The 20,344-nt window shown below is 59.4% G+C and carries 19 protein-coding genes; 12 read left to right on the top strand and 7 right to left on the bottom strand.

Annotation, left to right across the window (positions count from 1 at the left end; all coding sequences use genetic code 11):
- Nucleotides 1–39 precede the first annotated feature (39 nt).
- Nucleotides 40–1,518 (top strand): aldehyde dehydrogenase, encoded by a 1,479-nt coding sequence (locus tag AB6803_RS27525; RefSeq protein WP_371111874.1) that lies wholly within the window; start codon nt 40–42, stop codon nt 1,516–1,518.
- Between the two features lie 85 nt (nt 1,519–1,603).
- Here the strand turns inward: AB6803_RS27525 and AB6803_RS27520 are convergent, their stop codons facing one another.
- On the bottom strand, nt 1,604–2,116 hold the full coding sequence (locus AB6803_RS27520) for a flavin reductase (protein ID WP_183688155.1): 513 nt from the start codon (nt 2,114–2,116) through the stop codon (nt 1,604–1,606).
- A 9-nt stretch (nt 2,117–2,125) separates the two neighbouring features.
- Complete coding sequence (locus AB6803_RS27515) at nt 2,126–3,688, bottom strand: 4-hydroxyphenylacetate 3-hydroxylase N-terminal domain-containing protein (protein WP_371111873.1); 1,563 nt, start codon at nt 3,686–3,688, stop codon at nt 2,126–2,128.
- A 55-nt stretch (nt 3,689–3,743) separates the two neighbouring features.
- Between AB6803_RS27515 and AB6803_RS27510 the strand changes: the two genes are divergently transcribed.
- From AB6803_RS27510 to AB6803_RS27460, 11 genes are all read left to right on the top strand, one after another.
- Nucleotides 3,744–4,670: a helix-turn-helix domain-containing protein gene (locus AB6803_RS27510; RefSeq protein WP_371111872.1), complete on the top strand. Its 927-nt coding sequence runs from the start codon at nt 3,744–3,746 to the stop codon at nt 4,668–4,670.
- 154 nt (nt 4,671–4,824) lie between these two features.
- Nucleotides 4,825–5,796, top strand: a complete 972-nt coding sequence (locus AB6803_RS27505) for a helix-turn-helix domain-containing protein (protein WP_371111871.1) — start codon at nt 4,825–4,827, stop codon at nt 5,794–5,796.
- 126 nt (nt 5,797–5,922) lie between these two features.
- Complete coding sequence (locus AB6803_RS27500) at nt 5,923–7,329, top strand: aldehyde dehydrogenase family protein (RefSeq protein ID WP_371111870.1); 1,407 nt, start codon at nt 5,923–5,925, stop codon at nt 7,327–7,329.
- A 3-nt stretch (nt 7,330–7,332) separates the two neighbouring features.
- Nucleotides 7,333–8,928, top strand: a complete 1,596-nt coding sequence (locus AB6803_RS27495) for a GMC family oxidoreductase (RefSeq protein ID WP_371111869.1) — start codon at nt 7,333–7,335, stop codon at nt 8,926–8,928.
- Between the two features lie 73 nt (nt 8,929–9,001).
- Nucleotides 9,002–10,255, top strand: coding sequence for an ABC transporter substrate-binding protein (locus tag AB6803_RS27490; RefSeq protein ID WP_371111868.1), 1,254 nt, complete (start codon nt 9,002–9,004; stop codon nt 10,253–10,255).
- A gap of 69 nt (nt 10,256–10,324) precedes the next feature.
- On the top strand, nt 10,325–11,191 hold the full coding sequence (locus tag AB6803_RS27485) for a branched-chain amino acid ABC transporter permease (protein WP_371111867.1): 867 nt from the start codon (nt 10,325–10,327) through the stop codon (nt 11,189–11,191).
- Nucleotides 11,188–12,225, top strand: a complete 1,038-nt coding sequence (locus tag AB6803_RS27480; protein ID WP_371111866.1) for a branched-chain amino acid ABC transporter permease — start codon at nt 11,188–11,190, stop codon at nt 12,223–12,225. Before AB6803_RS27485 ends, AB6803_RS27480 begins: the two co-directional genes overlap by 4 nt.
- On the top strand, nt 12,222–12,926 hold the full coding sequence (locus tag AB6803_RS27475; RefSeq protein WP_371111865.1) for an ABC transporter ATP-binding protein: 705 nt from the start codon (nt 12,222–12,224) through the stop codon (nt 12,924–12,926). Before AB6803_RS27480 ends, AB6803_RS27475 begins: the two co-directional genes overlap by 4 nt.
- A gap of 1 nt (nt 12,927) precedes the next feature.
- Nucleotides 12,928–13,647, top strand: a complete 720-nt coding sequence (locus AB6803_RS27470) for an ABC transporter ATP-binding protein (RefSeq protein ID WP_371111864.1) — start codon at nt 12,928–12,930, stop codon at nt 13,645–13,647.
- A gap of 12 nt (nt 13,648–13,659) precedes the next feature.
- A complete protein-coding gene (locus tag AB6803_RS27465; RefSeq protein WP_371111863.1) occupies nt 13,660–14,379 on the top strand; it encodes an SDR family NAD(P)-dependent oxidoreductase in 720 nt (239 codons plus the stop codon).
- A gap of 10 nt (nt 14,380–14,389) precedes the next feature.
- Nucleotides 14,390–15,331 (top strand): helix-turn-helix domain-containing protein, encoded by a 942-nt coding sequence (locus tag AB6803_RS27460; RefSeq protein ID WP_371111862.1) that lies wholly within the window; start codon nt 14,390–14,392, stop codon nt 15,329–15,331.
- 36 nt (nt 15,332–15,367) lie between these two features.
- On the opposite strand, the gene AB6803_RS27455 is transcribed toward AB6803_RS27460, so the two are convergent.
- From AB6803_RS27455 to AB6803_RS27435, 5 genes are all read right to left on the bottom strand, one after another.
- Entirely contained in the window at nt 15,368–15,757 is a 390-nt protein-coding gene (locus AB6803_RS27455) for a nuclear transport factor 2 family protein (RefSeq protein WP_371111861.1), read from the bottom strand.
- 11 nt (nt 15,758–15,768) lie between these two features.
- Complete coding sequence (locus AB6803_RS27450) at nt 15,769–16,548, bottom strand: MoaF C-terminal domain-containing protein (RefSeq protein WP_371111860.1); 780 nt, start codon at nt 16,546–16,548, stop codon at nt 15,769–15,771.
- Between the two features lie 12 nt (nt 16,549–16,560).
- Complete coding sequence (locus AB6803_RS27445) at nt 16,561–17,352, bottom strand: SDR family NAD(P)-dependent oxidoreductase (protein ID WP_371111859.1); 792 nt, start codon at nt 17,350–17,352, stop codon at nt 16,561–16,563.
- A gap of 790 nt (nt 17,353–18,142) precedes the next feature.
- On the bottom strand, nt 18,143–18,844 hold the full coding sequence (locus AB6803_RS27440) for an Asp/Glu/hydantoin racemase (protein WP_371111916.1): 702 nt from the start codon (nt 18,842–18,844) through the stop codon (nt 18,143–18,145).
- Nucleotides 18,845–18,887: 43 nt separating this feature from the next.
- Entirely contained in the window at nt 18,888–20,318 is a 1,431-nt protein-coding gene (locus AB6803_RS27435) for an amidase (RefSeq protein WP_371111858.1), read from the bottom strand.
- Nucleotides 20,319–20,344: the final 26 nt, after the last annotated feature.

The raw sequence follows: 20,344 nt of genomic DNA, 5'->3' as shown, positions 1-20,344 counted from the left end.
GGGCCAATTACCCGCCATTTTCATTTGCGAGGAATTGGGATGCAGGACAAGATCGATCAACTCCGGATGCTAGCCATCGCACCGCAGTCGCTGTTCATCGGCGGCACCTGGCGAGAGCCTGTCGGCGGCGACGTGATGGATGTGATCTCGCCGATAGATGGCAAAAAACTGACGACGATCGGTGACGCCGGCGCGGAAGACGTCGATCTCGCCGTCAGGGCGGCGCGCGGCGCGTTTGAAAAAGGCGGCTGGTCGAAGGCCACCCCTGCCGAGCGCAAGAAGGTGATGCTGCGCATCGCGGAACTGATCGAGCGTGACGCGCTGGAACTTGCCGTGCTTGGCGTGCGCGACAACGGCACGGAAATTGCCATGGCGCTCAAGGCCGAACCGGGAAGTGCTGCAGCCACCTTCCGCTACTACGCCGAAGCCGTGGACAAGGTTTACGGTGAAATCGCGCCGACATCCGGGACCGTTCTCGGCCTTATCCATAGAGAGCCGGTCGGCGTCGTCGCGGCTATCGTGCCTTGGAATTTTCCGATGATGATCGGCGCGTGGAAGATCGCCCCGGCGCTGGCTGCCGGCAATTCCATCGTGTTGAAGCCCGCCGAAGGGGCATCGCTGACGCTGCTGAAACTTGCGGCTCTTTGCGCGGAAGCCGGATTGCCGGAGGGCGTGCTGAACGTCGTCACCGGTCGCGGCACTGTCACCGGCGAGGCGATCGGCCTGCATGGCGATATCGACGTGCTGGCTTTCACCGGGTCCGGTGGCGTCGGCCGGCGCCTGCTCGAATATTCGGCGCGCTCCAATCTCAAGCGGGTCTATCTCGAGCTTGGCGGAAAGTCGCCCAATATCATTTTTGCGGATGTGCCCGACCTCGAACAGGCGGCGAAGATTTCCGCCTACGGCATCTTTCGCAATTCGGGTCAGGTCTGCGTCGCAGGTTCGCGGCTGCTTGTCGAAAGGTCGATCCACGAGGAATTCACGGCCAAGGTCGCTGCCATCGCCGCAAAGATAAAGGTTGGCGATCCGCTGTTGCTTGCGACGGAGGCCGGCGCCATAACGAGCGAAATTCAGCTCGAAAAGAATCTTGGCTTTGCGGGACAAGCCCTTGCGGAGGGCGGTACTCTGAGAGCCGGAGGCGAGCGCATCCTTCAAGAAACCGGTGGCTTCTATATGCGGCCAACCGTCTTTGACGTGACCCCGGAGATGACGCTGGCGAAGGAAGAAGTGTTCGGTCCCATCCTTTCGGTGATTCCATTCGAGGATGAGGCGGACGCGCTGCGCATCGCCAATGCGACGCCTTATGGGTTGGCCTCGGCGGTCTGGACCGCCAACCTGTCGCGCGCTCATCGCATGGTCGGCGGCATCAAGGCCGGCGTTGTCCATGTCAACACCTATGGCGGTGCCGACAACACCGTTCCGCTCGGCGGCATCCGCCAATCCGGCAACGGTCACGACAAGTCGCTGCATGCGATGGACAAGTACTATAATTTGAAGACGGCATGGATCCAGCTGTAGCTTCGTCAAACGGCATATCAAAGGCTGGAACCTCTGCCCGCATTGCATTCGATGTCAGCCGAAGGCGGCTGACATCGAGCATTATTTAACCACCGAAGCTGCCGAGTTGCGTCGGGACATGAACATAGTTCCGGTCAAAATATAACAGCGCATTCCCATCCGGGCGAGATCTGATACCGGCGATCCGTCCGATGAAAATGTGATGGGTGCCGACAAGTCTTGACTCAGATAGTTCGCAGTCGAACGAGACGATCGCATCGGCCAAAGCATCCGTGCCCGAAGGCATAGTAACCCAGTCCGCAGCGGCATAACGTGCCTCCATGTCAGCGGTTGCTCCGGCAAACTTCCCAGCCAATTCTCTGTGGTCATGACTTAACACGTTCACGCAGAAACGGTGATTTTCCAGAAATAGTGCAGTTTGTGCGGATCGACTATTCATGCAGACAAGCAGCGTCGGCGGCTCATCGGTCACGCTGCACATGGCGGTGGCCGTGAACCCGCCGCGCCCGGCGGGTCCATTGGTGGTGATGACGTTGACCGGTGCACAGACACGGGCCATTGCATTGCGGAACTCGGTTTTGGAAACAGCCTCCTCCATGGTCGCCTCCTATTCAGCAGCGGACTTGAACGGGTCTGCGTTGCCGATCGGCGGCAACCAGGTATCGCCTGTCCAGCCGTTTTCGTCGTAGTCACTCATGCAGGTATCGACGAGTGCTTCCATCTCTCGCAGCCGCCCGCCGCGCTCGGCGCCCTTGAGCACCTGAAGGCGCACTTCTTCCGGTGCTCCGGCATAGTTCAGCTCGTAAAGGGCGTGCCGGCCGCCGAACTCGGTTCCAGTGGCGTCCCAGAGCAGCTTCATGATTTTGATGCGCTCGATATGACCCATGTCGTTGGAGCCGCGCACATACTGGCTGAGATAGCGATCAATCTCAGGGTTGCCGAAATCCTTGGCCGAGGACGGCAGATAGATGAGACCCGAGGCTACGACCTTGCGGACCGTCTCAATGACGCGGGGATAGGCTTCCGACATGAAGGTACGGTAGGCGAGAGCAGCTTCCAGATTGGGGAGCACTGCGCCATTCGCCCAGGGGATCGGGTTGTAGGCCATGGCGTTGGAGAAGCTCCAGAACATGTGGCGTAGCGCGATGACTTCGCCAAGTGCGGCCTGATTGCCGCGGAAGGCGTCGCCCCCGGTCGCCCTGAGAGCCTTGGCGAGCAGGCCTGCCAGGAAGTCGAGCTTGACGGCGAACCGCGTGCAGCCCTGGAAGCAATAGCCATGCATGAAGCCCGAAGCCGGATGGAAGGACAGGATTTTCGGTGCGTCACGCAGCACTAGCACGTCTTCCCAGGGGATGAAGACGTTATCCAGCACGAGGATGGCATCGTTCTCATCGAAACGGGAAGAAAGAGGGTAATCGAACGGCGTGCCGACACGGTTTGCCGTTTCCTCGTAGGAGACGCGGCAGAACATCTTGATGCCCGGCGCGTTCATCGGCACGATGAACATCACCGACAACGAGGGATCTTCGGTAACCGTCGCCGAGCTTTGGGCCAGGAAATTATAATGTGTGAGCGCGGAGGATGTAGCGACAACCTTGGCGCCCGAGACATAGATGCCTGCATCCGTTTCCTTGGTGATGTGAACGAACACGTCCTTCACGGCATCCGCCGGCTTGTGGCGGTCGATCGGCGGGTTGACGATCGCATGGTTCATGAAAAGTGCTGCTTCCTGGGCGCGCTTATGCCAGGCGAGTGCATTGTCCTTGAAGGGGCCATACCAATCGGCGTTGGCCCCGAGCGTATTCATCAATGCGGCCTTGTAGTCGGCGGTGCGGCCCATCCATCCGTAGGACATGCGGGCCCAGTCGGCGATTGCGCCCTGCTGGGCGACAAGATCAGTGGAGGATTTTGCGACGCGGAAGTATTTGTGGGTGTAGCCTCCAGAGCCGGTATCGGTCGGCGATGTCAGACGCTCCTTCGTCTTTTCCGCGTGCAGCGCATCGTAGAGCCTTGCCAGCGAGCGTGCGGAATTGCGCATCGAGGGATGCGTCGTCACGTCCTTGATGCGCTCGCCGTTGATATAGACTTCACGGCCGTCGCGCAGGCTGGCAAGATACTCCTCGCCGGTGAAGGGCCGTTTGGTATTGGTCCGAAAATCTTCTGATCTCATCGTCATTCCTCCTGTGATGCTGGAGAAAAGCTAACGCTTGCATCCGCATTCGACCATGGACAGAATGACCAAATCACTTGCACTTTTTTCGGCGGTTCGCATGGAAAACATCATCCCGAGCTTCTTCGTCTACGGCGAACCGGATCGCCCTCTGGAGCTGGGGTTTCTTCACGTCGAAACGGTCATGGCGCGTGCAAATATTCATCTTGGGCAGGTCAAAGCGCACAAGCATGACAGGATGGTGCAGATCACCTTCTGGACCGGCGGCAACGGCTCCTATTTTATAGAGGATCAGCGCTTGGACTTTTTGGCGCCAGCCGTCAGCTTCGTGCCGAGCGGCGTAGTCCACGGCTTCAATGTCGATCCCCTCGTTTCCGATGCAATCGTCGTATCGATCGCCGACAGCCTGCTGCCATCGATCGCGGCTCAAACGACCTTGCCGCTGGATCGTCCGGTGATGGTGAGGGGGCAGGGTGCGACGGCGCTCTGGGACAGGCTGGGGCGCACCATGCGGTTAATTTTCGAGGAGTATGCCGAGGGAAGCGGCCGGGCCGACAAGATTATCCCACCGTTGGCCGCTGCCGCCCTGACCCAGATCGCACGCCTGGCGTCAGACGCGCCGATATTGGCGCAATCGCCGCAAAAGCAGCTCGCGGCCCAACTTCGGCGGCTGATTGATCAGCACTTTCGCGAGAACTGGCCAATTGAGCGCTATGTCTCGACCCTCGGCACCACACCGCATCTGCTTGCGAAGGCCGGACACACGGCTTTCGGCCAAGGTGTCAAGGATATGATCGCCGAGCGTCGTCTGCTCGAGGCCAAGCGGCTGTTGCTTTTCACGATCCGTTCGCTGGAAGACATCGCCTATGAAGTGGGCTTTAAGGACGCTGCCTATTTCTCGCGCTTCTTCCGCGCCCGAACCGGGATTCCGCCCAGCGAATGGCGACGGCAAAATGCATCCGGTGAGCATGGCATGGGATAGTTCATTCTATTTAACATGTGAAATACATTGACAGCGCGATAGATCTTCGACACTCTTTCAGTCTAACCGTCTCAGACGGCCATCGCCGTTTTGCGCTCATGGGAGAGTTGCACGAGACGGACATATCATGGACTGACACTGTTGGGAGGCAGAGTTGGAGCTATTGAATAATCAGGCCCTGACACAAAACGCGTGGGCGCCCGTTTCCTACGATCAATGGACAAATGATCTCCAGTCGATCTGTGGGAACTTCAATCCGAAAGCGATGGAAAGCGGCAAGGCCGTGACGGGGGCCGCCCGGCGTGTCGATGTCTGCGGCATGGAGTTCGCTCATGTTTCCAACGACCTCGACCGCGTCCATCGAGATTGGGACGATATTCGCCGCGATGCCAACGAGCATCTTTTTCTCATCCTGCAACTCGAAGGCTCTTGCGGCGTCGAGCATGTCGGGCAGCAGGCAATTCTGGATGTCGGTGATTGCATTCTCGTGGATTCGACGCGACCGACGACATTTTATTTCGGTGGACAATTCAGCAACCATCTGTCGCTGCATTTGCCGCGACAGATCATGTATTCCGAAAGTCATGTCGATTTCGACATAGCCCGCAAACTGGAAGCCTATGATCCGATGGCAATGATGCTGCGGGCTCTGGTGGCAAAGATCATGTCCACGTCGGAATCGGATGCGAGTTCCGCCAATCTGCGGCATCTGATGTTTAATGCCACGCGCCAGGCCTTCGTCTCTGGCGGTGGCGTCATGCCCGCTCTCAACGACAGCGCATCGCGCCGGCTGCAGGTGGTCGATATTCTGATCGACCGGCATCTGACGGAGAGCGATCTCAGCGCCAGGTGGCTGGCGACACGCATCGGTGTATCCATCCGGACGCTGCAAGAGGATTTTCAGGGCCTGGGCGTTACTTGCACCACTGTCATTCGCGACAAGCGGCTGCGGCTGGTGCGTGAAAAGATCGAACAGCTCAAGGACCAGAAAAGTGGGCGAACCATAGCGGAAGTGGCTTACGCTGCAGGGTTCAACGATATTTCCTATTTCAATCGCAGCTTCAAGGAGCTGTTCGACTGCGCGCCCACCGATCTGCTGAAGCCGATATCGACCACTGCGCAATAATAAGCGCAAGAGGGTGCGCTTTAGTCTGCCACGTCGCGTTTCAGGTCAAGCCGTGGCGCGCTCCAGCCCAAGACTGCCTTTGTCTGCTAGCGCATAGTCCTTCCATAAATACGGGAGGAGCCGATCGTGAAGCAGTATAGCCTGTTCTTTGGTGGAGCACGCGTCGATACCGCGGCTTACGCCGATGTTCGCAATCCATCGACTGGAGAGGTCGTGGGCCAGATGCCGCTAGCGACACCGGCGGATCTCGACCGCGCCGTTGCCGCCGCGTCGTCGGCCTTTCAGACATGGAGCCGGGTACCGGAAGAAGAGCGTCAGGCCGCATGCCGCGCCATTGCAGAAAAGATCGCCGCGAATGGCGAGGAACTGGCGCAGCTTCTGACGCTTGAGCAGGGTAAGCCGCTCAATGGACTAGGTTCGCGTTTCGAAATCGGCGGTGCTCTTGCTTGGACGCGCCATACAGCGGAATTGAATCTTCCGATCGAAATCCTGCAGGACGACAACGAGGGGCGTGTCGAATTGCACCGTAAACCCATCGGCGTCGTCGGTTCGATCACGCCCTGGAACTGGCCGGTCATGATCGCCTGCTGGCATATCGTCCCGGCGGTGCGTGCCGGCAATACGGTCGTCATCAAACCTTCTCCGCTGACGCCGCTTTCGACGATCCGCCTTGTCGAGATCATGAACGAGGTGCTGCCGCCTGGCGTCGTCAATGTCATCACCGGCGAAAACAGCATTGGTGCCGCTCTCTCTTCTCATGACGGCATCGCCAAAATGACTTTTACGGGCTCGACCGAGACCGGCAAGAAGGTCATGGCCTCGGCAGTCGCGACATTGAAGCGACTGACCCTGGAACTTGGCGGTAACGATGCGGGTATCGTGCTTCCTGATGCCGATCCGGCCCAGATCGCCGAGGGCCTGTTCTGGGGAGCCTTCATCAACAACGGCCAGACCTGCGCGGCACTGAAACGCCTGTACGTGCACGACAGTATCTACGAATCCGTTTGCAAGGCGCTTGCTGAATATGCGGCGCGGGTTCCGGTTGGCGACGGTCTCGACGAGGCAAGCATTCTCGGCCCGATCCAGAACGAAATGCAGTTCAACAAGGTTCGCGAACTTGTCGATGATGCACGCGCAAACGGCGGCCGCATTCTCGTCGGCGGTGCGCCGATGGATCGGCCGGGTTATTTCTACCCGATCACCCTTGTCGCCGATGTGGATCACGGCGTCCGCCTCGTCGATGAAGAACAGTTCGGCCCGGCGCTGCCGATCATTCGCTATACCGATATCGACGAGGTCATTGCTCGCGCCAACACCAATCCGGCGGGACTTGGCGGCTCGGTCTGGTCGGCGGATGCCGGGAAGGCGAGACATTACGCAATGCAGCTAGAATGCGGTTCCGTCTGGATCAACAAGCATGGCGCGATCCAGCCCAACGCGCCCTTCGGCGGCGTCAAGCAATCGGGCATCGGTGTCGAGTTCGGTGCCGAGGGGCTGAAGGAATTCACGACGATCCAGACGGTGTTGAGCTGAGCCATGGCGAATTTCGATTATATCATCGTCGGTGGCGGATCGTCCGGCTGCGTGCTGGCAAACCGGCTTTCCGAAAATCCGGCCAACAAGGTTTTACTGATCGAATCCGGTCGGCGCGATAGTGATCGCTGGATTCATATTCCGGCGACCTTCTTCAAGGTTCTCGGCAAGGGTATCGACATTCATCCCTATGCATCCGAGGCGGAGAAAGGCCTGAACGGTCGCCCGAGCATAATTCCGCAAGGAAACGTGCTTGGCGGCGGCAGTTCCGTCAATGCGATGATCTACATACGCGGCCACAGGAACGATTACGACACATGGTCGCAGATGGGGTGTCAGGGCTGGTCCTACGAAGATGTGCTGCCTGCCTTCCGGTCACTTGAGAACAATGAAAGCTTCAATGGCGAATTTCACGGCCAGCGCGGCGGCCTGCATGTTTCAAATCCGCGTCATCGCCATCCGCTGAGCGAAGCCTTCGTTCAGGCAGCAACGGAAATCGGCATCCCGTACAATCCGGACTTTAACGGCGCCGAACAGGAAGGTGTCGGTTTCTACCAGAACACAACTTACCGGGGGCGTCGTTGGAGTTCCGCGCAGGCATTTCTGCGTGACGCCGAGGGGCGGCCGAACGTCACAGTTCTTACCGAACGTAAGGTCGCGCGCATCCTGTTCGAGGGTCGTAGGGCAATGGGTGTGGAGCTGCTGGACGGCACCATATTTACCGCTTCCAGGGAAATCGTCTTGACCGCTGGCGCGATCGCCACGCCCAAGATCCTGCAGCTTTCGGGCATTGGCGAGGCCGAACACCTCCGCTCTCATGGCATCAATGTGATAGCGGACCTGCCGGGTGTCGGCGCAAACTACCAGGATCATCTTGAGGTGCCGGTTCAAGGCGAAACGCAAGAGCCGATCTCCATGCTCGGGCATGACACCGGGCTTCGTGCCGTCGGGCATATGGCGCGCTACCTGCTTTCGCATCGCGGCTTGCTCTCGTCGAACGTCGTTGAATGCGGCGGTTTCGTCGATACTGCGGGCACGGGCCAGCCGGATGTGCAGTTCCATGTCCTGCCTGCGCTCGTCGGCTTTGTGGATCGCGAACCTGAACCCGGTCACGGCCTCAGCATCGGCCCTTGCTATCTGCGGCCGCGTTCGCGCGGCACCATCCGTCTTAGAAGCGCCGATCCAAAGGATAAGGCGGATTTCAACGCCAATCTTCTCTCCGATCCGGCTGACCTCGATACATTGGTGCGCGGCGTCGAGACGGCGATCCGCATTCTCGATGCGCCCGCGCTTGCAAAGCTGGTCAAGCGGCGCGTCCTGCCGAAACCGGGGGTCGAAAATGATCCGGTGGCGCTGCGCGACTACATTCGCCAAACCGCCAAGACCGTGTTTCATCCCGCGGGGACCGCGCGCATGGGCCGATCAGACGATCCGATGGCGGTCGTCGAGGCTGATTTGAAGGTGCGCGGCGTGGAAGGCCTCAGGGTGTGTGACGCATCGGTGATGCCGACCCTGGTTTCGGGCAACACCAATGCACCCGTGATGATGATCGCTGCACGGGCTGCGGCATTCATGACCGGAAAGGCGATCGCCGGCTGAAATATAAATCCCACAAGGGGAAAACGGACCGGTCGGGGAGCCCGGTCCGCAATCGAAACTGGAGGAGGAAACCATGAGAATAGATATAAGGGGGCTGACCGTCGGTCTCGCTCTAGTGCTGCTTTCGGCGTTCAGCGCCCATGCCGCCGCGTCCTGCGGCGACAATACCGGCAAACCGGCGACCGGTGAGCCGATCGTCATCGGCGCGATCACCGGCAAGACCGGGCCGGATGATTTTTCGAACTCGACCAAGGCCGCCAAGGCCTATTTCGACTGCCTGAACGCCAATGGCGGCATCAAGGGGCGGCCCGTCAAATATCTGGTCGAGGACGATCAGTGGAATCCGGAGACGGCGTCACAGCTCGCCGCAAAGCTCGTCAACGACGAGAAGGCCGTATTGATGGTCGGCAATTCGAGCTATGTCGAGTGTGGCGCCAATGCGGATTTCTATAAGAAGTCGGGCATCCTCGTCGTCGCAGGCGTTGGCGTGCCGCGCGAGTGCTATTTTGCCGAAAACTATGCACCGACGAACGCCGGCCCTCGCGTTTCGATGCTGGGCGCCATGGGCTATGCGCTCGACAAGCTGAACGCCAAGTCGGTGGTCTGCATCGGACCGAACATCCCGAATGTCGGCACCTGGTCGTGCGACGGCGTGATGCTTCTCGCCAAGGAAAAAGGCTTTGCAGCTCAAACGATCCTCATGGATCCGGGTTCGGCGGATGCCACCTCGATTATCCTGCAAGCAGCGTCAAGCAAACCCGACGTTATCGTCCTCGGCCTGTCCAAAGGGGTGGCCGTGCCGCTTCTGAGCGCAGCTGAAGAGCAAGGTCTCAACCAGACGATCACCTTTCTCAGCGCTGCCTCGGCTTACGATCTCTCCGTTCCCGGTACCCTCGGTCCGGGTTGGGATGGCAAATTCTACGTCAACATGGAATTCAACGACCTGGAAGCCAAGACGCCTGACAACCAGAACTGGCTGGCAGTCATGGATCAGTACGGTCAGAAATCCGACCCACGCGATACCTTCGCCCAGGCGGGCTATCTCGCGGCGCGGATTGCGGAAAAGGCGCTGGTGACGCTCGATCCTTCGAAAGTCACGCGCGAAACGGCATCCGCTGCCGTGCGCCAGATCAAGGGCTTCAAGAGCGATATCTTCTGCGCACCCTGGTATTTTGGCGATGGACAGCCCCGCCACAACGCCAATTCGACGACACGCATGGCGGTTGCCGAGGGTGGCAAGTGGAAAGTCGTCTCGGATTGCGTCCAGTCACCCGATCCGGAGCTGAAGGATATTCGCGCCTTCGAAGCGTCCTCCGGATTGAACTGAGATTGCCGGTGAAATCGGTCCCGTGGCTCATGCAGCCGCGGGACATGTCCGGCCCGATAGGATCGACCTATGAACATTCTGCCATTTATCATTTCCGGGCTGGGCATCGGCGCCGTCTATGCTCTGTCGGGCGTCGGCCTTGTCATCCTCTTTCGGGCAACCGGTGTCCTCAACTTCGCCTTCGGTGCTTTTGGTGCGATCGGCGCGCATTGCGCCTGGCAGCTTCTCGAATGGAAGATGCCGCTTGCCGTCGCCATCCTTGCCGCCGTCGCCGTATCCACGGCCATAAGCTTCCTTTATGGACGCATCTTCGCGCCCATGCTGTCGCATCGCGACACCGTCGTGCGTGCAGTCGGGACACTGGCGCCGGCCCTGGTGCTGATTGCCTTGATGGGCGTCGTCTGGGGCGAATTACCCCGCCGCCTGCAATTTCCGACCGACCTGATGTTCGTTTCCCTCTTCGGCGTGCGCCTGACCTATACACGCATCATCGCCATCCTGCTTGCGGTCGTGATGGTTGGCGCAATCACGCTGCTGCTCAACCGAACACGCCTCGGTCTCGATATGCGAGCCTTGGCGAATGACCGCGACCTCAGCGCGATCCTCGGCGTACGCATTCTTTATACCGAGACGGCGGCCTGGATCATCACCGGTATTTTCGCCGGTTTTGCCGGCCTGCTCCTTGCCGACCTCGTTCGCCTCCAGGGCACCTTCCTGACGCTGCTGGTTATCCCGGCGATCGCTGCCGCAATTCTCGGCCAGCTGCGCTCGCTATGGGAAACGGCCGTCGCGGGGCTTCTGATCGGCATTGCCGAGGCAGCGCTCACGCCGCTTGGCTGGATATCGCCCTATCGCGCGGCCGCACCGTTCATTATCGCGCTCGTCGCGGTCACGATCTTGGGGAGTACGGCCAAGGCCGTATTGAAGGACCGATGATGACTTCGCAACAGACAATGCAGGCATTGCCAGAGCGCGTATTGATGGCGCGCTTTCCAAAACAGCTTCTCAATATTCCCGCGACGATGGCCGTGTTTGCAGTTGTGGTCATGTGCCTCGCCAATTCCTACTGGCTCTCGGCGGCAACGTCGGCGGTGGCGCTCTCGCTCTCGGTCGCGGGTCTGGCGATCCTCTATGGTCAGCTTGGTCTCGTCTCGCTCTGCCAATTCGCACTTGTCGGGGTCGGCGGCTGGGTAACGCTTCGCGTCGGTCACGCCTTTCACCCGCCATTCGAAGTGAGTCTGCTGGCCGGAGGTGTCGTTGCTTCCGTTGTCGGCCTTGCCTTCGGCCTACCCGCGCTGCGTCTGAAGGGGCTCTATCTTGCCCTTGTCACGCTCATGCTGGCGGGCGCATTCCAGATCATCATCAGCGCCTGGGGCTTTCCCGACGGCGGCGACGGTTTTCTCGGGCGGGCCGACGGCTCCGGCCGTGCCATGCTCTCCCGGCCCGAAATTGCCGACGGAGCGGTCGCCTATTTCCTCTATGTCTGCCTTGCCGCGACGATCGGTCTGCTGATTGCGCAATGGCACAAGCTGGGGCGACCCGGACGGGCCTGGGCCCTGATCCGCAAAGGTGAAACGGTCGCCGTCGCAAGTGGTGTCAATGTGTTGACCTACAAGGCATGGGCCTTCGCGCTCAGCGGCTTCCTTGCAGGCATCGCCGGCGCGCTGCTCGCCGGAAACGTCGGCCAGCTCGATGGCCGCGCCTTTGGCGCTTTCGAGAGCTTGAACCTCTTCGCACTTGCCATCGTCGGCGGCGCTTATAACTGGTATGGGGCGCTGATTGCCGGGCTGCTGCTACGTGCGGTGCCGGCATTGCTGACCGATCTCGGTATCGATGGCTATGTCACGATCGGAATTTTCGGTATCGCGCTGTTCCAGGCACTGGCAACGGCGCCCGCCGGTATTGCCGGGCAGATCGCCTCTCTCATCGCCAGACTACAATTCCGTTCGACAAAGGAGAGGGCGCGATGATCGCCATCGACAATCTTGTCGTGCAGTTCGGCGGCTTCAGGCCGATCAATGAATTGACCGCGACACTCACGGCACCTGTTGCCGGGCTGATCGGCCCGAACGGCGCGGGGAAGACGACCCTCCTCAATGTTCTCTCCGGCTTCGTCACGCCGGTTCAAGGCAGCGTCGCGCTGAATGGCGATCAGCTGTTGAAGATGGCTCCGCTGCAGCGCGTGCGCGCCGGGCTCCGCCGGTCTTTCCAAACCGAACAGGTCGTGGAGGATTTGACGGTATCGAGCAATCTCGCGGCGATCGCCGATCATGTGGTGGCGCCGCTCCATCGTGCTGCGGCGGTCGATGCGGCACTTGTGTTCACCGGTCTTCGAAGCGTTGCCGACACGCTCGGCCAGTCGCTCAATCTCTTCCAGCGCCGTTTGGTCGAACTCGGCAAATGCGTCATCGGAAATCCCAAACTCATTCTGTTGGACGAGCCTGCGGCTGGCCTGACCGAAGAAGAGGGGAACATGTTTCGGGAACTCGTGTTGCGGATCCCGAGCGAAATCGGGGCGCAGGTGTTGGTGATCGACCATGACGTCGAGCTCATTCGTGCCATGTGCAGCGAGACGATGGTGCTCGACTACGGAAAGCTGCTGGCGCTGGGGCCGACCGAAATCGTGCTTGCCGACCCGAATGTCCGGCGCGCCTATCTGGGGGAATTCTGAGATGGCGGCGATCTCATCGGTGGTTGTTGAAAATCTTGTCGTCGAGCGCGGCGGTAAACGGGTCATTCACGATCTCTCCTTTTCAATCCGGAGCGGAGAAATCACGGCATTGCTGGGAGCCAATGGCGCCGGCAAGTCCAGCACCGTCATGGCGCTTGCTGGCGTCCTGCCGGCCGTCGGTGGCGCGATGAGGCTCGACGAGGTGTCGCTGAATGGGTTGTCGCCAGATCGCATCCGCCGGACCGGCATCGCGCTGGTGCCGGAGGGGCATCGGGTGCTCGGCCAGCTCTCGGTGGAAGACAACATTCTCGTCGCCGCTCTCGATGGATCGCCATCTGCCCGCCGCGATGGCCTGGAAAGAGCGTATGAGATATTTCCGGAACTCGCCCAGCGCAAACGCCAACTGGCTTCTGATCTCTCAGGGGGACAGAAGCAGATGGTTGCTATGGCGCAGGCATTCATCGCCAAGCCGCGCTTCATGATCGTCGATGAGCTTTCGCTCGGGCTTGCGCCGGCCGTCGTCAAGCGACTGGCGGAAGCGTTGAAGATTGCAGCCCAAAGCGGTATCGGCGTCCTTCTGATCGAACAGTTCGCCAATCTCGCTCTCGACCTTGCCGCCCATGCGATGGTCATGGAACGCGGCCGGCTGGTCTATGACGGCACCTCCGCGACATTGAAGGCCAAGCCCGAAATCCTTCATGGCGCCTATCTTGCCAGTTGATCTCAAGGAGTGATGATGACCTTTGCCCATGATCTTTTTGTCGGCCGCACGGTCGTCATCCCTGGTGGAACATCAGGCATCGGGGCTGCTACGGCTGAGCGTTTTGTCGGACTCGGCGCCCGGGTTGTCTGCTGCGGCCTTGGCGCCTCCGGCGGGCCACGCAGCGAGCGGATCGAGAGCCGGGACGTCAATGTGCTTCAGCCCGGTGCTCTCGATGATTTCTTTGCAACTCTCGATCAGATCGATGTCCTCGTAAACTGTACCGGCGTCAGTCGCGATCGCGACGAATGGCAGAAAGATAAGTTCGACGAGGTGATCGCGATCAACCTGACGTCCGTCATGGATTGCTGCCGCTTGAGCCGTGGCAGGATGAAGGCTGGATCGTCCATCATCAATATCGCCTCCATGTATTCGACTTTCGGCGCAGCCGATCGGCCGGGCTATTCGGCGAGCAAGGGAGCGATCGTGCAATTGACCAAGTCTCTGGCGCAGGAATATGCGGCGGCGAATATTCGCGTCAATGCTGTTGCTCCGGGCTGGATCGTAACGCCGCTCAGTCGCGCCTTGTTTGCCGATGAGGTCGTCTCGACACCAATACGTAACCGCATACCGGCCGGGCGATGGGGCGAGGCGGCGGAGGTCGCCGACGCGATCGTCTTCCTCTCGTCGGAGGCAGCGGCTTACATAACCGGCGTCTGCCTGCCGGTCGACGGCGGCTATCTGATCTCATGAGGAGGGCATCATGGTATCGTTTTTCCCATCCGTCGAAGTTGCTAGGGGGAGGGATCTCGCCGGCGTTGCCCGCAGTTTGTTCGGCAATGTGCGGCTTGATTTTCAATGTGGCAATGAAGAGAAGAGCCGACTGGTGTCGGCAATGCTTGGTTCCTGTCGCCTGACACGGCTGGAAGCGGATACGCATACCGTCTTCGGCGAACGGGTGGCCCTCGGCTCGGACAATCCCGACGCCATCAAACTGATTATCCAGACACACGGTCGCTCCTCCCTCATCCAAAATGGCCGCAATGCTCCCATTGGCGCCGATGCTGTGGTCATTTACGATCCGAGCCGCCCCTATATGCTGACCAATAGCACGGCTGTTCGTCTGCTCCTCCTGCAATTGCCCCGCCGCGCTTTGCCGGCCGCAGCGGTTATCCGGCTAACGGAGCCGTTTGTCGCGATGCCCGAGCACGCGGGGATGCGGCGCATCCTGCTGTCGCTGATGGATTCGACAATCCGGGAGATCGGGGAGCTGGACGACACAACGCGCGCAAGCCTCGGCCAGACGATGATCGAACTCGTTCGAACGATGATTGGCGCCGATCAGCGGCATGAGCGATCAAGCGCCCATTCCCTCGATTTGCTAAGGCGGCGAGTGAAGGACTTCGTCTCGGATAATGTTTCGCGGCCGGATCTCGATGTCGGTATGATTGCCCGCCGGATGGGGTGTTCCGTGCGGTATGTCTATCGTGCGTTCGAGATCGAGGGGACGACGCCCGCCGACTATATCTGGAGCCTGCGGTTGGAGAAAGCCGCGTCCCGGCTACGGGACGCAACATGCCGTCCGGGCGAAATCTCCGAGATTGCCTTTGCGCTCGGCTTCTCTTCGAGCGCTCATTTCTCGCGGGCGTTTCGTGGCCGCTACGCGCTTTCGCCATCCGAATGGCGAAGGGTCGAGGCACCGTGAGATCCGACCCTTCTTGTCACGCGGCCGCCTTCGCGTTCACTTCATTGCTTCCGCCACACGCAGCGTATCGGTAAACTGCTCGAAGCGCCTGATCTTGCCGTCCGCGACGCCCCAGACATGGACGACACGCGCCCTGAAGGGCTTCCCGGTCTCCTTGTGAGTTCCGGCATAATCGCCGATGCCGATCACGTCGCTGCCGGCGTCCAGCAGTCGGTCCAGCTTGAAGTTATAGCCCTCGAAGAGGCCACCCAGCGCCTGGAAGACGTTCTTGAAAACCTCTTGCGGGCCGACATAGGTGCCGGCGCAGGGAAAGCCATCCATCTCCGTCCATCGGCAGTCTGGCGCTATGTCGGCAAGCATGCCGTCCATATCCCGGCGTTCGTTGGCATCGTAGTGTGCCTTCACGATATCATATGCTGTGCGCATTGCCGTTCCTCTCAGACCGGTTCCTGACCGGGAAGATAGTATGTCATCGATGCCTTGCGTATGAAGGCGCCGGCCGGGGAGTTCTGGATATGGCCGTCGCCGGTGATGCCGAGGAACTTGCCGGTCGAACGCATATCCTTGAAATTGTAGAAGAATGTCGACGCGACCGCGATCTTGAATTCGCGGAACGTGAAGATGTATTGGTCCTCGTCGAACTTGTAGGTGGTGGTCAGGTCGACGTCGCCGTGGCCACGCTGAACGCCGATCAGGCACTGCCATGCATAGCGCTGCGACGAGAGGTAAGTGTGTTCGTAGACGTGGTTCGGGCTATAAGTGAAATGGGCCCTCAGCCCGATCAGATCACGGCTTTCGACCGGTATCGGTCCGCTGACCGCACCGCCTTCAATGATGCCTGGCCGAAAAATCTGGCCCACCTGCGGTTCGCCCAAGGTTTGCTCCTTTTCGCGCACAATCGAATAGATCGAGAGAACGCGGCGGCTGGAGACATTGAGGATCAAGGTTTCGGCTTCCTTGGGGCGCCCCGCGAAGATGATCTCGACGAAAAAGGTGTTGGGCGCGACCTCGATGACTTCGACCTTTTCGGTCGCCCCGTCTTCGCCGTCCGACCACTGGACCTTCCCCTTCGAGAAGACGAGATCAAGCTTGCGGCCGTCGTCAAAAGCAATCTTGTGGGATGAGCCGGAAAGGGCATTCGTCGCCGGCAAACGGTTGGTGTCGATCCCGTATGCAAACTGATCGTAGGTTTTCCAGTCTTTCGGATTCTGATTCATGATGTTTCCTCCTCAGTGTTCGGCGAATGCGAGCGTGGGCAGATCGACAGTTCCGGCTCCGCCGTCGACCGTCAGTATGGCGCCGTTGATCATCGCCGCTTCCGTCGATGCCAGGAAGCAGACAGCATTGGCGACATCTTCGGCCGTGGCCGGGCGCCCAAGCGGAACGTCTTTCGTCACCAGGGCATAGGCCTCCTCGATGTTCTTCAGCTTGAATTTTTCCACGATGAATTCCATTTGCTCGTCGGCCATTGCTGTCGTCACCCAGCCGGGGCAAACGGTGTTGGTCCTCACGCCAAAACGGCCATAGTCTCGGGCAAGCGACTTCGCCAGACCGATACAGCCATGCTTCATCGTAACGTAGCCTGCGGCATCGGGACCGGCGAAAAGACCGGCGATCGAGGCGAGCACGACGATATTGCCTTTGCTCTCGATCAGGTGCGGGAGCGTCTCGCGCGCACTGACGAAGGCCGTATTTAGATTGAGCCTAATGGCCAAATCCCAGGTCTCGTCCGACATGCTGATCGTGGGGCCGACGCCATGACCGCCAGCATTGGCAACGAGGATATCCAGTCCGCCGAACGTCTCGACGACCGTTACGACGGCGGCTTTCATGCTGGCGCTGTCCGCTGCGTCGGCCGCAACGACGGCAGCACCGATCTCCTCGGCAATCGCATGAAGTGGCTCCGGACGTCGCCCCAGGAGTGCGACATTGCCACCCTCCGATCGAATGCGGCGCGCCACCGCCGCTCCGATTCCAGTTCCTCCGCCCGTGACCAAGGCTGTGTTGTTCTTGAAACGCATGATGTCTCCTCTCATCCTTGAGGGGTATCATGGCCGAAAGTGCCGGAGCCGTCGCGTCCACTTCTGCAATCAGTTTTGACTGAGAGTGCACACAGCGCGTTGAAAAAGACGAACGGATAAGGTCGGCTCAATTTTTAATTGACAACTCATTGGTTAGGCGCGCCAGGGGCAAAACCCAATCCCGAAGAGAAGCAAGGCTCCGTGAACGTCAGATACCGGTGAGATTGGAAGGCTCGACGGCACTTGACTTCAACACGCCGAATAGAGAAGTTCCATAATTACTATTTACCATCCAGCACGGACAATTTCTGATCAGATTCAGAGCGATGCCGTGTCTCGCGGGCCGTTGGATCGTTCCTTTTCAATGGCTTAGAATAGTGGACGTCTCGGGTCGACAGTTCACATCCCTTCAAGACCTTGCATTCCCTCCGGTTGTTAGAAGCTGGCCGGTTTGGCGGCGTGATAAAGATATGCACGATTTTGCTTTCGCTTTGCTCTTGCGATATCCCTCCGTGAGGATCAGCTAGATCAGTTCCGGTGACCAATCAGCGAAGGTTCAGCAGTGCCCACGTGGCCTTTCGCCGCCCTCATGCCGCAACCTGACGTGCCACCTTTATTGGGCTCAGGTTTCAATTAGCCGCCGTGTTGATTTCAATTAGTCATTCCTTGACTTTCAATTAGTCATCAAGACCAGGGATCAGTGCGGCTCAAGGGCTATCTCGCAGATTGTTTGATCCGCTGAAGATCGATCGCGCGGTAGAACGCGCGACCGACCTTTGATGTCGGGATTCTAAGCTTGAGCGAACATCTTTCCAAAACCCGAAACCTGGGTAAGGTCATATCCAACTGTCGACATAGCACCGTAGATCGCTGTCGCCACACTATCATGGATTGCGATGCCGTAAGTCTGTTCAAGCAGATTGACGAGCGGGGCGCCGGCAAGGTTCGTGCAGAACACGGCGATCGAATCCGGCTGTGACGGAACAAGCTCCGAAATCATCTCGGTGATGGTCTCAGCCGTTACTTGACTAAAGCTAAAATTATCTCTGATGCCCTGATGTCGTTCGCAGATAATCTCGACACCTTCGTTGGCGAACGATTTGATGATCGCAGCCTGTACGTCGGAGGTATAGGGAGTTGCCAGGCCAATCCGACGCTCGTTTCGCTGTCGCATGACATCGAATAGCGCAAGCACCGAGGTCGAAGCCCTTACGCCTGTTGCCTGCGTTATGCGCTCACAGAGCAATCGGTCGCTGTCGAGGCCGAGCCATCCGGCACTTGTCCCGTTCCAGACAATGACATCGACCTTGGCGTCGGCCAGTAGTTCTGCCGCCGTCATCATCGGGCGGTCATCGAACTGGCTGAGGGCCGCCTGATCAAGTCCGATGGCTGTCACCCGGAAACGGGAGAAATGTGCCGTCACATCAGGCAGATCCTTGAGCATCTGCATTGTGACGGGTTCAAGGACGGTATTTGACGAGGGAGTAAGCATCCCGATGCGAAGTGGATTCACGGATGTTTCCTGGAAATGAGAACTAGGCATGGATCGGTGGCCGCCCAATCGGCGGAAGTACTGCCTCGAACGTTGCGGCAGCAGATAGCACCTGCGCGTCAGCGAGATGACGACCGACAATCTGCAGGCCGATCGGTAGCCCGTCGACCAAGCCACATGGCACACTCGCAGCCGGCTGCCCTGTCAGATTGAACGGTGAGGTGAACGGGCACCACTCATAGGGTGCGATCGGATTCCCATCGATTTCCGAAGGGCCGTCCTGGTCCTTTGCAAAGGCGGTAACGGATAGCGTCGGCGTCAGAATGAAATCATAGCGGCTCATGATTTTGGCGATCTGGTCGGCAAAGGCTTTTCGGGCGGTGATCGCGTCGGTCGCGTCTTCGAACGGTCGGGATTCCGCAAGAAGAGCCGTGACAGCCTTCGAGACTGGCAACGGCTTTTCCGCGAGCAGCGCCCGCATGCCGGTAAGATCGGTTTCCAGGGCCACCATGGTTTTGAATGTCGCATGGACGTCGATTTCGGGAGGTACGCCGATAGTAAGATCGAGGCCGCAGGCTTCGGCGACTATTTTCACCGCCTTGTCAGTCGCTTCGCTCAATTTCATTTCGATCGCCTGATCATGCCAGGTCGGCCAATAAAGAACTCTGGAACCGCGCGACAGTGGTGCGATATCCGTCCATGAGACGTCGGAGCAGGGAATGGACCAGCGATCGCGCGGGTCGGGGCCGGCGATAACGGACAGCATAAGCGCGGCATCGGCCACATCCCTTGCTATCGGCCCGATGTGCTCTATCGACTCCCAGCCGGATACTCCGGGAAGCGATATGTCGCGGCAGCCGGGCCATAGGGGAACGCGGCCCATCGCTGCCTTGACGCCGACCAATCCAGAAAGTGCTGCCGGAAGACGGACGGAGCCGCCGCCGTCGCTGCCGATGGCGATTGGGCAAACACCGGCCGCAACGGCGGCAGCCGAACCAGCACTTGAGCCGCCTGGCGAACGTTCGGAATTCCAGGGATTGCCAGTTGCCGGAAACAGGAGATTGTTGCCGTGGGCGCCAAAGCCGAATTCCGAAACGTTGGTCTTGCCGAGGATGATGGCATCGGCCGCTTTCAGGCGCTCGACGACGATGTCGTCTGCATCCGGAATATAGTCGGCGTAGAGATTGGAGCCAAATGTGGTTCTCAACCCCTTCGTGAGCACAAGGTCCTTGATGGCAACGGGTACGCCGGCCAGCGGGCCGACAGGCTCGCCGCGCGCAATCCGCTCATCGAGTGCGGCGGCAGTGGCGTAGGCCTCTTCTCGAGCCAGCGTCGCGAAGGCGTGGATGATTGGCTCCACTTTGTCGAGTGCTGCAAAAGCGGCATCCAGAACAGCTCGCGCGGAGACCGCGCCGGCCGAGACCTTTTGCGCGATCAGGCGAGCCGGCATCGTCGGATATTCATCGATAAGCATGGAAGCCTCCTGATAAGAGAATGTTT

This window comes from Rhizobium sp. RCC_161_2 (assembly GCF_041355235.1).
Classification (GTDB): Bacteria; Pseudomonadota; Alphaproteobacteria; order Rhizobiales; family Rhizobiaceae; genus Rhizobium.
Note: the sequence above shows the minus strand (reverse complement) of the source record. Positions and strands in the feature narration are given on the sequence as shown.